The organism is Bacteroides xylanisolvens (assembly GCF_018289135.1).
Taxonomy (GTDB): Bacteria; Bacteroidota; Bacteroidia; order Bacteroidales; family Bacteroidaceae; genus Bacteroides; species Bacteroides xylanisolvens.
This window is the reverse complement of record NZ_CP072216.1, coordinates 3,406,157-3,420,147: the sequence shown is the minus strand read 5'-3', so window position 1 is coordinate 3,420,147 and position 13,991 is coordinate 3,406,157. Positions and strand designations below refer to the sequence as shown.

The window sequence follows — 13,991 nt, the reverse complement described above, 5'->3', positions numbered from 1 at the left end:
ATACTTAAAAAAATGGGACTGGAAGACGATTTTTTATTAGCAGATGCCGATGACGAAAAGACCATCGAGTTTATCAAAAACTATCTGCCTCAAGAACTGAAAGGGAAGTTTTCGGACGATGAATTGTATTATTTTCTCGATTTAATCGACGAGTATTACTCTGAAAGTGGTATTCTCGACGCTCAACCCGATGAAGACGGCTATGTTAACATCGATTTGGAAGAGGTTGTGGCTTACATTGTAAAGGAAGCCAAAAAGGATGAAATAGGGGAATACGATCCTGAAGAAGTCCTCTTTGTGGTTCAGGGAGAAATGGAATACGGAAACTCTCTGGGACAGGTGGACTAAACGACGTCCGGTCTCATTGCAGATAAAATTAAGATAAGGGGTGTGCTCTGTGAGTATACCCCTTTTTTTTGCGGGCTTTTTCTCAAACAGTTTTATGCTATGAGAAAAAGTTCTCACTATAATGAGAAAAAATACTCATTGCTATGAGAATTAATTCTCACTACAGTGAGAATAATCCCTTGCCTGAATAGTCTGAAACAGCGTATTCTGGTTATATTTCTTCCAATGCATAATACTGATAATCGCGAAGTATTGTCTGAAGAAATTTCTCTTGATTACCCTCACGGGGAGTAACGGAAAGTAATTCCTGTACTTTTTTGGCAAGTGCCGTGATACGTCTTGCCCGGTCTTTTTCGCTGGATTCCAAAGTCCGGGTAATTACATTCACTTGTTCGAGAGATAAATCAGCCGATTGCGGATATGCCGGATGATAATTTTGGGTCAGATAATCAAATTCATCCAGGCTGACATGTATCTTACGATAGTTTTTCTCTTTAATTACCATAGTGCCGGCAGCTAGATCCCCTAATCGTTGGTTGTTCTTATTCAATAAAACGACCAGAAGTCCAAGGCCACTTGTGATGGGACCATCAATTGGGAAAAGAAGCCATCGTAACAGATAAGAGCCGATGCTTGGAGTAGAACCGTCTACTTTTACGACACGGATATTGATGAGTTTTTTGCCAAAGCTCTGTCCGTGATTGAACATCTCGCAAAGAAAAGAATAACCGAGAATCGGTAAATAAACGACGCACAGAAAAAAGAACGAACTGAATCCTGACGGTAAACTTAATTTAGACAAGAGCGTAATAGTGGACAAGATGTAAAGCCCGATCAGAAAATAATCGATGATTAAAGCCATCAGTCGTTCGCCGATACTGGCGGGCGTTTGGCTGATACGAACGAATTGTCCGGTTATTATCGTAGATTCTGCCATTTCAGGTTAAACATTTTTAGGATTCCGTTGCAAATATATCATAATTCTCTTATTTTTGCTTCCGGTTTCGGACAAAACTTATCCGAAATCTATTGAAAAGCATGAAAGAAGTAACGTTTATTCGTCGGAACATTGAAAAATGGAAGGAGACAGAGAAAGTTGTGGAGCGGGCGGCAAGTCTGTCCCCCGACCAACTAGCCGATGCGTATACGGACTTGACAGCTGACCTGGCATTTGCCCAAACACATTTCCCAACTTCTCGTATTACTATTTATCTGAATAATCTGGCTTCAGCGTTGCACAACGAAATCTACCGCAATAAACGCGAGAAGTGGACACGGATTGTTACCTTCTGGACACAGGAAGTACCACGAACCATGCACGATGCACGGCGCGAATTACTGACTTCCTTTTTGATTTTTGTTGCCAGCGCATTAATCGGCGTATTATCAGCAGCGAATGACCCGGATTTTGTCCGGCTGATATTGGGAAACGGTTATGTGGATATGACACTCGACAATATTGCCAATGGTGAGCCGATGGCCGTATATAATGGTTCTTCCGAAGTACCGATGTTCTTGGGCATTACACTTAATAACGTGATGGTCTCTTTCAACTGCTTTGCAATGGGATTGCTGACCAGTTTTGGAACAGGGTATATGCTTCTCTCCAATGGTATCATGGTAGGAGCTTTTCAAACATTCTTTTATCAACACGATTTGTTGTGGGAATCCAGTCTTGCCATCTGGTTGCACGGAACGCTTGAAATCTGGGCGATTATCGTAGCCGGTGCCGCCGGATTGGCTTTGGGCAACGGCTGGCTGTTTCCCGGCACCTATTCTCGCCTGGAATCTTTCAGAAGAGGAGCGAAGCGAGGCTTGAAAATAGTGATCGGCACTGTTCCGGTATTCATTATGGCAGGCTTTATAGAAGGTTTTCTTACCCGGCACACAGAGCTTCCCGATGTGTTGAGGCTTGGCGTGATATTCACTTCTCTGGCATTTATTATATTCTACTATATTTATTTACCAAATAGAAAAAAACATGGAATCACAGAAACCTAAGATTGCGATGTATGTGAAACGTCCTTTCGGTGAGAAGTTGAACGCTTCTTTTGATTTTATAAAAGAGAATTGGAAACAATTGTTTAAGTATTCAACTTATCTGATACTCCCTATATGCTTAATTCAAGCCGCAAACTTTAGCGGTTTAATGGGAAGTATGACAGATATTACTGCTATGCAGGCGTCCGGAGGAATAAGTGATAATCCTTTAGCTGCTCTGGGACCTTCATTTGCACTGAATTATGCAGGAGTTATCTTTTTTTCATGTTTGGGAGCTTTGTTGATGACTTCCTTGATTTATGCGATGGTACGATTGTATAATGAACGGGAAGAACGTCTGAGCGGGATTGTATTCGGCGATATAAAATCGTTGTTGCTCCGTAATATTAAAAGACTGTTTTTGATGGGGATCGCCTGCAGCTTTTTATTCATCTTTGCGGTGATCTTTATTGTCTTATTGGCTGTATTGACACCTTTCACACTCATTCTGACCATCCCGCTTTTATTCGCCTTTATGGTTCCTTTGGCATTAATGGCTCCCATCTACTTATTTGAAGACATTTCGTTGGGTGAGGCATTTGCAAAAACATTCCGGTTGGGATTTGCTACCTGGGGAGGCGTCTTTCTAATTTTAATTGTGATGGGGATTATTGCCAGTGTGTTACAAGGAATCGTTTCTATACCCTGGTATGTGATCTATATTGTAAAAATGATCTTTACGATGAGTGACGGAGGTGCAACCTCTTCATCAGTCGGACTGAACTTTGCGCAATATTTGTTCTCTATCCTGATGTTGTATGGTTCTTACTTATCGGCTATATTCGGTATCGTCGGTCTGGTTTATCAGTATGGTCATGCATCGGAAGTGGTGGACAGCATAACGGTAGAAAGTGATATTGACAATTTTGATAAACTCTAAACCAAACCTCCACTAGATGAATCTCACTTCCCCGGCTGATACACTAGTCTGTGATACGGCGCAGATTGCCCTCTGGCAGTCTGATCCGGCATACAACTATAATTGTGAACTGATTACTCCGGAGATGAATGTCTTTGAGTGGATCAGTCGGCAGTTTGGGGAGTTGTTGCGTAAAATATTCGGCAGTCATTTTGCTGAAGAGTATTCAGGGCTTATCCTGGTATGTATTGCCATTCTTCTTTTATTGCTGATTGTTTGGTTTGTCTATCGGAAACGCCCGGAATTGTTTATGGTCTCGCATAAAAATGCGTTGCCTTATACAGTTGAAGAAGACACCATTTACGGAGTAGATTTTCCGGGAGGGATTGCGGAAGCGCTTTCCCGTCAGAATTACCGGGAAGCAGTACGTTTGCTCTATCTGCAAACTTTGAAACAACTTAGTGACGCTGAACGTATTGACTGGCAACTTTATAAAACGCCTACCCAGTATATCAATGAAGTCCGGCTACCGGCTTTCAGGCAACTGACCAATCATTTCCTGCGGGTACGTTATGGCAACTTTGAGGCGACGGAAGAACTTTTCCGGGTAATGCAGACCTTGCAGGAAGAAATAGAGAAAGGAGGCGTCTCATGAAAGGAAGTCGCTGGTTTATTGTCTTTATTGTCGCTTTTCTATTCATCATGTTTGCAATAGAATATCATTTGCCGAAGAATTTTGTGTGGAAGCCCACTTTCGGACATCATGACGAGCAACCTTTCGGATGTGCAGTATTCGATACCGTATTGTCTTCTTCTTTGCCACAGGGCTACACTTTTTCGAGGAAAAGTCTTTATCAATTGGAGCAGGAAGATACGACGCAACGCAGAGGTATATTGGTTATCTCTGATAATTTGCGATTGTCGGACGTCAATGTAAACGCTCTGTTGAAAATGGCGGAACGCGGAGATAAGATCATGTTGGTGAGTACCTTGTTCGGCAGATATTTGGAAGATACCTTGCAGTTCAGGTCTTACTATTCTTACTTCAGTCCGATGGCTTTGAAGAAATATGCAACTTCATTTTTGAAAAAAGATAGCTTGCATTGGATAGGAGATTCGACGGTTTATCCCCGTCAGACTTTCTATTTTTATCCCCAGTTGTGCTCCTCTTATTTTTGGGGAGATTCACTTCCGGAAAGGGTGTTGGCACAAAGAGTTTTTGAGTCGAATGAGTTCCGGTATGAAACAGAGGCGGACTCGTTGACAACGGATAGTCTTGTTTATATGCCTGTAGCGATGTCCCGTCGGTGGGGGAAAGGAGAAGTTATTTTAGTTTCCACTCCTTTGATTTTTACCAATTACGGAATGTTGGACGGCAAAAATGCAACCTATATCTTCCGTTTGTTGTCGCAGATGGGGAAGCTTCCCATCGTTCGCACGGAGGGGTACATGAAAGAAACTGCACAGGTGCAGCAATCACCTTTCCGTTATTTTCTTGCACATGAACCGCTTCGTTGGGCTTTGTATCTGACGATGATTACCATCATACTCTTTATGATATTCACAGCGAAGAGGCGGCAACGGGTGATCCCTGTTATTCACGAGCCGGCCAATAAATCTCTTGAATTTACCGAACTGATAGGCACGCTTTACTTTCAGAAGAAAGACCATGCGGATTTAGTTCGCAAGAAGTTTTCCTATTTGGCCGAAGAACTGCGGAGAGAGATTCAAGTGGATATTGAGGAAGTGGCCGACGATGAACGCTCTTTCCACCGGATTGCCCGGAAAACCGGAATGGATGCCAGAGAGATTGCTAAATTTATCCGCGAAGTCAGACCCGTGATTTACGGAGGACGTGCTATTGATGCGGAGCAGATGAAGGTATATATCGATAAAATGAATGAAATAATCAATCATATCTAAAGAAGAAATTTATGGAAGAGAATACAGAACAGCGAGTAGATTTAACTCTCTTTTCCGAGAAGATACAAGAGTTGAAAGACCGGATTGCTTCCGTCATAGTAGGGCAGGAGCAGACAGTGGATTTGGTACTGACGGCGATTTTGGCGAATGGACACGTATTGATAGAAGGTGTTCCGGGAGTTGCGAAGACACTGTTGGCCCGTTTGACAGCTCGTCTGATTGATGCAGACTTCAGTCGTGTCCAGTTCACTCCGGACTTAATGCCGAGTGACGTATTAGGTACGACTGTGTTTAATATGAAAACCAATGGTTTTGATTTTCATCAGGGACCGATTTTTGCGGATATTGTATTGGTCGATGAAATCAACCGTGCTCCTGCCAAGACACAGGCTGCCTTGTTTGAGGTAATGGAAGAGCGCCAGATCAGTATTGATGGAACGACTCACCGGATGGGAAATCTTTATACGATTTTGGCTACCCAGAATCCGGTAGAGCAGGAGGGAACATACAAACTTCCCGAAGCACAGCTCGACCGTTTTCTGATGAAGATAACGATGGATTATCCTTCATTGGAAGAGGAAGTGAATATCCTGGAACGTCATCATACCAATGCCGCATTGGTGAAGTTGGACGACATCACTCCCGCTATTACCAAAGAAGAACTGCTGTCGCTTCGTGCTTTCATGAATCAAGTATTCGTAGACCGCACGTTACTTCAATATATCGCATTGATTGTACAGCAGACCCGTACCAGCAAAGCTGTATATTTGGGAGCTTCTCCACGTGCATCTGTAGCCATGCTGCAATCGTCGAAAGCGTATGCTCTTTTGCAGGGACGTGATTTTGTGACACCGGAAGATATCAAGTTTGTAGCTCCTTATGTACTTCAGCACCGTCTGATCCTGACTGCCGAAGCTGAAATGGAAGGCTATTCTCCAGTGAAAGTGACGCAACGCTTAATTGATAAAGTGGAAGTACCAAAATGAAAAGATTTATGATTTATGAATTCTGATTTATGATTTGGGCTGCGCATTGGATGTCTGACTCTATTCATAACATAAATCGAAGAAATCATAAATCGTAAATTATAAACTGTACGTAAATTATAAACTGTACGTAAATTGTAAGTTGAAGAAATCGTAAACCCAAGAAACCATAAATCATAATTCATAAATCATAAATCATTTGTTTCTAACTCGTCGTTTCTATATTGCCCTTGTCATAGTTATCCTGTTGTTGGGTAGCGGATATGTTTTTGCTCCGTTCTTTGTTATCGGGCAGTGGGCACTCTTTGTCTTGTTTTTGGTGGTACTGGCAGACGTATATTCTCTTTATCGTATTCGTGGAATCCGTGCTTTCCGCCAGTGTGCCGACCGTTTCTCTAATGGCGACGAAAATGAAGTAAGTATTCGGGTAGAAAGTAGTTATCCGCATCCTGTATCTTTAGAAATCATAGATGAGATCCCTTTTATTTTTCAGAAACGTGATGTCGACTTTCAGGTGAAGCTTGGAGCAAACGAGGGAAAAACAGTTACCTATCGTCTTCGACCTACTCATCGTGGCGTTTACTCTTTCGGTCATATCAGAGTTTTTGTGATCGGAAAAATCGGCTTTATATCCCGGCGCTATACTTGTGCAGAACCTTTGGATATCAAAGTGTACCCGTCATATCTGATGCTCCATCAATATGAATTGTTGGCAATAAGTGATAATCTGACTGAATTGGGAATAAAGCGTATTCGCCGGGTTGGGCATCATACGGAGTTTGAGCAGATTAAAGAGTATGTAAAGGGGGATGATTACCGTACGATTAACTGGAAAGCAAGTGCCCGCCGGCATGAACTTATGGTGAATGTGTATCAGGACGAACGCTCACAGCAGATTTATAATGTGATCGATAAAGGTAGAGTGATGCAGCAAGCTTTCTGTGGAATGACCTTGCTGGATTATGCAATTAATGCTTCGCTGGTGCTTTCGTATGTTGCTATGCAGAAAGAAGATAAAGCCGGATTAGTGACTTTCGATGAACACTTCGATACTTTCGTGCCTGCTTCCAAGCAATCGGGATATATGCAGACATTGCTGGAAAGTCTTTATAGCCAGCAGACCACTTTTGGGGAGACAGACTTCTCGGCTCTTTGCGTTCATTTAAACAAACATGTCAGTAAACGTAGCCTGCTGGTACTATATACTAACTTCTCGAGTATAGGAGGAATGAACCGTCAATTATCTTACCTGAAACAACTAAACCGCCAGCACCGTTTGCTCGTAGTCTTTTTTGAAGATGTCGATTTGAAGGAATATATCGCCCAACCGGCAAAAGATACGGAAGGGTATTATCGGCACGTGATTGCAGAAAAGTTCGCTTACGAGAAGCGGCTGATTGTATCTACTTTGAAACAACATGGCATCTATTCTTTATTAACTACACCGGAGAATCTTTCGATTGATGTGATTAATAAGTATCTGGAGATGAAGTCACGACAGTTGCTTTAGACATAAGAACAAAAGAACATATTTTTGTAGTTTTTTGTACTTATGTTCTTTTGTCTGAAAAAATGTGTCAAAGAGTGATGGCTTTCCGTGTTTCCACAAAGAAGAATATAGCCATTCCAATGATGATAATTCCCAGTATCCCATAGAAGAGTCTTGCCCGGTTGCGTCCTACATTCCGGACAATGGTTTGTGCGTTGCGCGTTGTAAAGAACCAGTCCCAGTTCAGCAATGACGCCAGCAGGGAGACGATTCCTGCTAGCGCAAAGATTCCTTGTACGATATATTGTCCGGTCATAGTCTGATTACTCTATTTCCGTCTTCCAGTTCTTCAATCGTTACTTTTACGGCATTTCCCGGAAGTAATTCTTCTACCAGTTCCGGCCATTCAATAAAGCAGAGAGCGCCACTGTAGAAATAGTCTTCGTAGCCCATGTCGTACACTTCACTTAGTTTCTTGATGCGGTAAAAATCGAAGTGATAGATTAATTCTCCGGTTTCGTCCGAACGGTATTCGTTGACAATGGCAAAAGTAGGAGAAGTGATAACATCCGTTACGCCCAATTCTTCGCAGAGCGCTTTGACAAATGTCGTTTTGCCGGCACCCATCTTTCCGTATAAAGCAAATACAGTGTTGTCGCCCATAGCAGCGATAAATTCACGGGCTGCTTCATGGATACTTTCCAGTGATTGAATTTTGATTTCCATATACTATCTATTATTATGACTTTTTCCTGCAACAACTCTTTCCGATTTTACAAACAGCGTAAATCAGGATAGAGAAGAATATGATGGAAGCTCCCGAAGGGACTTTCCAGTGATAAGAAATAAATAATCCACCTAGGCAGCCCAAGAAACCGATGCCGATTGATAACCAGATAATCTTCTTGAAACTATAAGTGAACAAGTTGGCTGTCATCTGTGGAATGGTGAGAAGAGAAATGGCCAGTACGATGCCTACCATACGTAGGCAGGCTACAATTGTCAGCGCAATGAACATCATCAACACATATTCGAATATCTCTACCGGAATCTTTTGCGAACGTGCAAATTCACGGTCAAAAGCAATATATACGATAGGGCGGATAAACAGATAAAAGAATCCGGTCAGTATTAGTGCCAATATGCCGAGCATCCATAAGTCGATTTGGTTGATGGTCAGTATATTGCCGAAGAGGTAAGCCGACAGGTCGGGCGCAAATCCCGGTGACAGGAAGCTGAACATAATTCCGAGTGCCATCCCTAACGTCCAGAATACTGCAATGGCAGAATCTTCGCGCATATCTTTCCGTCTGCTAAGCCATTCGACGCCAAAAGCAGATAATACCGAGAATACGGCTGCCGAGAGTATCGGAGAAATTCCGGCAAACAATCCTAACCCGATCCCTCCGAAAGAAGCATGAGTGATTCCTCCGCTGATAAATACCAGGCGGCGGGTTACAATATATGTACCGATAATCCCACAGGCAATGCTTGCCAGCAGACTTCCCAATAGGGCGTGTTGAAAGAATGTATATTGTAGTAAATCCATCACATCACCTGTCATCTGCCTTTTTTACTTCTATGTTTCTTCTTTCTCCGATAATCAGAAAAACTTCGTCTTTGAGATCATCCGGTAGTTCAATGCCACGGAGCTGAAGGCTACGTACCCATCCGGCCACTTCTACATCCAGTGTCGTATACAATACATCCCGAAACATTTCTGTTTCTTCTTCTGTATACGCATCTCCTGCCTTGCCAATGAACTGGTCCAGTTCTTCGTCATCGTAATATTCTATCTTTTTGCTGACAGCTGCCAGCAGGCTATCCCGTTCGCATACTTCGTGTTGTCCGCAGCATTCCACATCTACTTCCTTCACTTCCGGCATACGGTCCAGTTCGCCCTTTTCTATTTTCTTTTGCAGTCTTTTGTTGCGGATAATTCCGGCTATCAGCGCAATGACACCCAGCAACACCAGACTTATAATAAGTATCCACATGACAATATAACAGTTACCAATCAATTTTGTGCAAAGTTACTTATAAATTTGCATTCTATCATGTATGCTATCTATTTCTTTCGTACTTTTGTATGTTACCTACAAAATAAACATTGGCGGGTGAATTAAATTTCACCAATCAATGAAAATGACTTAAGATATTTGAAGTACAATGAAGAGAGATTATTTACTATTAGCGTTACTGTTGGTTGGAAATATTACTTTTGCCCAATCTCCTATTGAGAGGGCCTTGAATACAATCAACCGTTCCTCTGCCGAAGCTACTATCAACTTTTTGGCTAGTGATGAATTGCAAGGGCGTGAGGCAGGTTTTCATGGTTCACGTGTGACCTCGGAGTATATTGTTTCCTTACTTCAATGGATGGGAGTATCACCTTTGGCTGACTGCTATTTCCAGCCTTTTGATGCTTACCGTAAAGAACGTCAGAAAAAAGGACGTCTGGAAGTGCATCCTGATTCCATAGTTAAACTGAAACAGGAAGTTCATCAGAAGCTTACCATGAGGAATGTATTGGGAATGATTCCCGGTAAAAATACCAAAGAATATGTGATTGTGGGGGCTCATTTCGACCATTTAGGTATTGATCCTGTACTTGATGGCGACCAAATATACAATGGTGCTGACGATAATGCTTCCGGTGTATCGGCAGTGCTGCAAATTGCAAGAGCCTTTTTAGCCAGTGGACAGCAACCCGAAAGAAATGTAATCTTTGCTTTTTGGGATGGAGAAGAAAAAGGACTGCTTGGCTCTAAATATTTTGTACAAACTTGTCCTTTCCTATCTCAAATCAAAGGCTATCTGAACTTTGACATGATTGGCCGTAATAACAAACCTCAACAGCCTAAACAGGTCGTTTATTTTTATACAGCCGCCCATCCGGTCTTTGAGGATTGGTTGAAAGAGGATATCAGAAAATACGGTTTGCAATTGGAACCGGATTACCGCGCCTGGGAAAATCCGATAGGAGGAAGTGATAATGGTTCGTTTGCCAAAGTAGGTATTCCGATCATCTGGTATCATACGGACGGGCATCCTGATTATCACCAGCCTTCCGATCATGCTGACCGATTGAATTGGGATAAGGTCGTAGAAATCACTAAAGCCTCTTTTCTCAATATGTGGAAGATGGCAAATGAGAAGTCTTTTTAATGAAGCAGATAAAATACAATCCTGATAATTAATGGGAAAAGTCAGGATTGTATTTCTTATTTTTTGAGTATTCTTTTTAAATAGTCGATAGGTGGCAAATTCACAGTCTCAAAACTTCCTTTATAAAATACTGCAAAATTATTAAAAACACACGGTAACTCTTTTGCTTTCTGTAGCGTATCTACTTGAATAAAAGAAACAGGGACATCATTTGTTTCACAATATTGTTTGATCATTTCAATGTATTTATAGATGTAGGGGCATTGCATATCATAATAAATCGTCAGTTCCTCACTTTCTATTTTCAGATTTTTGGCATTTGGCGCAAATTGCGGTACTGTTCCGTCGAAAGAAAGAGCAAGCAATTCATATCCGTTATCAGTAGTGTCAACCACCTCAAAACCAAATTTCTTTGCAAATGATTGGTCGGAAAGCCAGCTCTTCTGTTTTTTTGCCCCAAGCATACAAATGCCGGATCTACCTTTTTCTTTGGCATCAGCTATACAGTACTCTATTAATGCTTTCCCATATCCGTTTCCTCGGGGGCTACCTAGCACCCATAAACAATACAGATAATAATAGTTGTCGCCGATGACGGGAACCCAAGCTGTTTCAAGAGGGGCATATTCAATAAAAACAGTAGCTTTGGCGTTTAACTTTCTAAAGACATGGCCTTCATTCAGCCGGTCGGAAAGCCATTGCCGTTTTGCTTCAATACCAGGATGAGACTTTTTGCTGCGGATAATGCAGCATAAATGCTCATTAGAAAGATTTTCTGTTGTTAAGTTTGTAAAGTCAGTATTCATATACACCTTTGTTTCAAGTTAGATATTATCAATCGGATAGTGTAGTAATTGTAATACTTGATTAGCCCGGTTGACAGATAAGCAAATACAAATGTAGTGAATTTTGCGGATAATCTCTGTTGGGTGACTATGGAAATCACAAAGACTTTTTATACATCTGCAGAGGATGTTGAACGAGAACTCATGCGAATGTAAAACTTCATTGCCTAACTTAGGATTAGATTGACCGCAGTTCTACCTAATCTGAAGCGAGACAATGAAGTTTATAAAAATAAAAAGATAACAGATATATAATATTAAGGTCGATATATTTGTAAGCTCAAAGAGTTGTTCTTTTATCTTTTTATTATTCTACAGGTTGTGCGCCGGTGTCGCCTTCAATCTTCCATCCCGGGTTCTGATAAACGACTGAACTTGTAAAATCATTCTTATCCGAGGCTGTCTGACGAAATACAGCCATACCTATCGGATTCAGATAATGAGCAGGTGTAAAGAGGAATCCCTTCTGCCCGGCAATCAGATTATTCTTCGTGATTTTTTCGTATGGAAGAATATATTTACTTAAATCAGGTGAGGACATATTACCTTCTGCCGGATCTACTTTACATAAATCTGCCAGTTGCGTTTCATAGTTGCTTCCCCAGTATAGCATACCTTCTACACGGTAAGGTTTGGATATCAACTGGTCGCATGCACGCCAGCGTTTCAAGTCTTCCCAGCGCAAAGCTTCTGCACAAAGTTCGTTACGGCGTTCACGGCGGATATTATATAACGTCGCGTCTATCAATTGGCCATGAGAATAAGCACCGAAATCGCCTTTAGCCTCTTCGCTCATCTGTGTTGCAGCGATTGTCTTATTATAGTCTTCGTCCACTTTGGCGCGTCGGCGTAAAGCTTTCCAATATCCGTCGGCTGTTCCGTCGATTCTACCATTTTTTTCATACGAAGCTTCCATGTAAATCAACATGGCTTCTGCCGCACGGAAAACAATACCACCTGATGTTCCCGCACTATGGTCATTTGCCATGTGACTGGAGTAGTGTTTGCCTTTTTTGATGATGAATCCGGTTGTTGCCAAACTTCCTTTATCGCCATAAATGAAACGGATTGAGCAATAACTGGGAGTTCCGTCATCACCGTAATAATTCACATCACCTTTATTTTCAGTGTTGGCATCACCCGGCTTTTTGGTAAAGATAACAATGCGTGAATCACGATTCTGTAAAGTGGAATTTACTCCTTCTTTCTCCCAATCGGGATTATAATCGGAACCGGCTGCATAGATGGGAAGCCCATTGCGCATCAGGAATGAATTGACCATGCCACGAGTCCATCCGGAACCACCGCCATTGCGTGCCAACTCCATTTGCAAGTTGCTGGTTACCAATCCTTCCTTGAACTGTTTCCACATCAGTATTTCATCATATCCTTCCATGTTTTCATCGCAGAACATGGTGTAGTAAGGATTGATGGAAACCAGACTGGCGTTCATACCTTCGGGGGTATCGGTATTGTCTGCCAGTTTTCCGACGATATAGTCGCCTACCACTTTTGATGACTTCATTGCTTCATCAAGAAAATAAGCCACTTCTGCATCACTATTAAAACCGCTTACATCTGCGGGATTACCCGGCCATCCTTTTCCACCGGGTACAAAAGCTGTTCCTTTGTGATACTTTTCCCAAGTTGCTTCGAAGAGGGCAACGCGTGCACGTAGCAAGTGAGCTACGTTTTTGCTGATGCGATTCTTGCCACCGGGACTTTTATCAAGCAACAATTCTGTTGCTTTTTGCAAATCGTCCAGAATGAAGCGTGCCACCTTATTACGCGGCTGGCGCTTGCTGGATTCCACCAAGGTCTCTTCTATGTCGGGCAATGCAGTAGTGATAATAGGCAGATCTCCTAAAGAAACCAGTAATTTATAATAATTGTATGCCCGGATCACGTACATTTCTCCGATATAATGCTTCACATTATCCTGATTGCCGGTAATAGTGCCGGCTTCGAATTTCGGTAAAGTATTATCAAAGAAATAGTTGCAGGTTCGTATTTTACTCCAGTCCCATTCGCCTTCACCAGACGGCACCTTCTTTTGCCCGGGTATCCAGAAGGCCGGTGAGTCACCACTGGCTTGGTTATCAGTATCATTATCTTTGCCGAAGAAATTGATGCCATACGCATCGGTCACTGTTTCAAATGGGTAAGCATTGATTGTGTATGCAGCCAGATCACTTTCGGATGCAAAATATTTTTCGGGAATTACTTTATCCAGTGGTTCCCTGTCGAGAAAATCATTGCAACCGGTCAGTCCGCCCAATAGCAATGTTCCTATTGTCAAAAGTTTAATATGTTTTTTCATAATCGTTTATCAT

The 13,991-nt window shown here is 42.0% G+C and carries 15 protein-coding genes; 8 read left to right on the top strand and 7 right to left on the bottom strand.

The window, feature by feature from the left end:
- Nucleotides 1–12: 12 nt before the first annotated feature.
- Nucleotides 13–348, top strand: coding sequence for a hypothetical protein (locus INE92_RS14640; RefSeq protein WP_008640838.1), 336 nt, complete (start codon nucleotides 13–15; stop codon nucleotides 346–348).
- 211 nt (nucleotides 349–559) lie between these two features.
- On the opposite strand, the gene INE92_RS14635 is transcribed toward INE92_RS14640, so the two are convergent.
- Complete coding sequence (locus tag INE92_RS14635) at nucleotides 560–1,285, bottom strand: RDD family protein (protein WP_195436545.1); 726 nt, start codon at nucleotides 1,283–1,285, stop codon at nucleotides 560–562.
- A 101-nt stretch (nucleotides 1,286–1,386) separates the two neighbouring features.
- Here INE92_RS14635 and INE92_RS14630 point away from each other — a divergent pair, with 101 nt between their 5' ends.
- The 6 genes from INE92_RS14630 to INE92_RS14605 all read left to right on the top strand — a co-directional run bounded on the left by INE92_RS14630 (nucleotide 1,387) and on the right by INE92_RS14605 (nucleotide 7,666).
- A complete protein-coding gene (locus INE92_RS14630; protein ID WP_004316293.1) occupies nucleotides 1,387–2,349 on the top strand; it encodes a stage II sporulation protein M in 963 nt (320 codons plus the stop codon).
- The gene (locus tag INE92_RS14625; protein WP_015531360.1) at nucleotides 2,330–3,268 is read left to right on the top strand and encodes a hypothetical protein; all 939 of its coding nucleotides are present in this window, start codon (nucleotides 2,330–2,332) and stop codon (nucleotides 3,266–3,268) included. The genes INE92_RS14630 and INE92_RS14625 overlap by 20 nt, the downstream gene beginning before the upstream one ends.
- Before the next feature lie 16 nt (nucleotides 3,269–3,284).
- Complete coding sequence (locus INE92_RS14620; RefSeq protein ID WP_004316289.1) at nucleotides 3,285–3,902, top strand: DUF4129 domain-containing protein; 618 nt, start codon at nucleotides 3,285–3,287, stop codon at nucleotides 3,900–3,902.
- Nucleotides 3,899–5,170 (top strand): DUF4350 domain-containing protein, encoded by a 1,272-nt coding sequence (locus tag INE92_RS14615; RefSeq protein ID WP_203462469.1) that lies wholly within the window; start codon nucleotides 3,899–3,901, stop codon nucleotides 5,168–5,170. Before INE92_RS14620 ends, INE92_RS14615 begins: the two co-directional genes overlap by 4 nt.
- Before the next feature lie 11 nt (nucleotides 5,171–5,181).
- Nucleotides 5,182–6,156, top strand: a complete 975-nt coding sequence (locus INE92_RS14610; protein WP_195436547.1) for an AAA family ATPase — start codon at nucleotides 5,182–5,184, stop codon at nucleotides 6,154–6,156.
- A 199-nt stretch (nucleotides 6,157–6,355) separates the two neighbouring features.
- Nucleotides 6,356–7,666 carry a DUF58 domain-containing protein gene (locus tag INE92_RS14605; RefSeq protein ID WP_008640843.1) on the top strand — a complete coding sequence of 437 codons (1,311 nt, stop codon included), beginning with the start codon at nucleotides 6,356–6,358 and terminating at the stop codon, nucleotides 7,664–7,666.
- A gap of 67 nt (nucleotides 7,667–7,733) precedes the next feature.
- Here the strand turns inward: INE92_RS14605 and INE92_RS14600 are convergent, their stop codons facing one another.
- The 4 genes from INE92_RS14600 to INE92_RS14585 are packed head-to-tail and all read right to left on the bottom strand — an operon-like array spanning nucleotide 7,734 to nucleotide 9,642.
- Entirely contained in the window at nucleotides 7,734–7,961 is a 228-nt protein-coding gene (locus tag INE92_RS14600; RefSeq protein ID WP_004307942.1) for an immunity 17 family protein, read from the bottom strand.
- Entirely contained in the window at nucleotides 7,958–8,371 is a 414-nt protein-coding gene (gene tsaE, locus INE92_RS14595) for a tRNA (adenosine(37)-N6)-threonylcarbamoyltransferase complex ATPase subunit type 1 TsaE (protein WP_004307943.1), read from the bottom strand. The genes INE92_RS14600 and tsaE overlap by 4 nt, the downstream gene beginning before the upstream one ends.
- A gap of 13 nt (nucleotides 8,372–8,384) precedes the next feature.
- Nucleotides 8,385–9,194 (bottom strand): metal ABC transporter permease, encoded by an 810-nt coding sequence (locus tag INE92_RS14590; RefSeq protein ID WP_004307944.1) that lies wholly within the window; start codon nucleotides 9,192–9,194, stop codon nucleotides 8,385–8,387.
- 4 nt (nucleotides 9,195–9,198) lie between these two features.
- Nucleotides 9,199–9,642 carry a hypothetical protein gene (locus INE92_RS14585; protein WP_004299271.1) on the bottom strand — a complete coding sequence of 148 codons (444 nt, stop codon included), beginning with the start codon at nucleotides 9,640–9,642 and terminating at the stop codon, nucleotides 9,199–9,201.
- Between the two features lie 172 nt (nucleotides 9,643–9,814).
- Between INE92_RS14585 and INE92_RS14580 the strand changes: the two genes are divergently transcribed.
- Nucleotides 9,815–10,813 carry a M28 family metallopeptidase gene (locus tag INE92_RS14580; protein ID WP_154029987.1) on the top strand — a complete coding sequence of 333 codons (999 nt, stop codon included), beginning with the start codon at nucleotides 9,815–9,817 and terminating at the stop codon, nucleotides 10,811–10,813.
- 56 nt (nucleotides 10,814–10,869) lie between these two features.
- Here the strand turns inward: INE92_RS14580 and INE92_RS14575 are convergent, their stop codons facing one another.
- Entirely contained in the window at nucleotides 10,870–11,619 is a 750-nt protein-coding gene (locus tag INE92_RS14575; protein ID WP_004299279.1) for an N-acetyltransferase, read from the bottom strand.
- Nucleotides 11,620–11,965: 346 nt separating this feature from the next.
- Nucleotides 11,966–13,978: a RagB/SusD family nutrient uptake outer membrane protein gene (locus tag INE92_RS14570; RefSeq protein WP_008018909.1), complete on the bottom strand. Its 2,013-nt coding sequence runs from the start codon at nucleotides 13,976–13,978 to the stop codon at nucleotides 11,966–11,968.
- Nucleotides 13,979–13,991 lie beyond the last annotated feature (13 nt).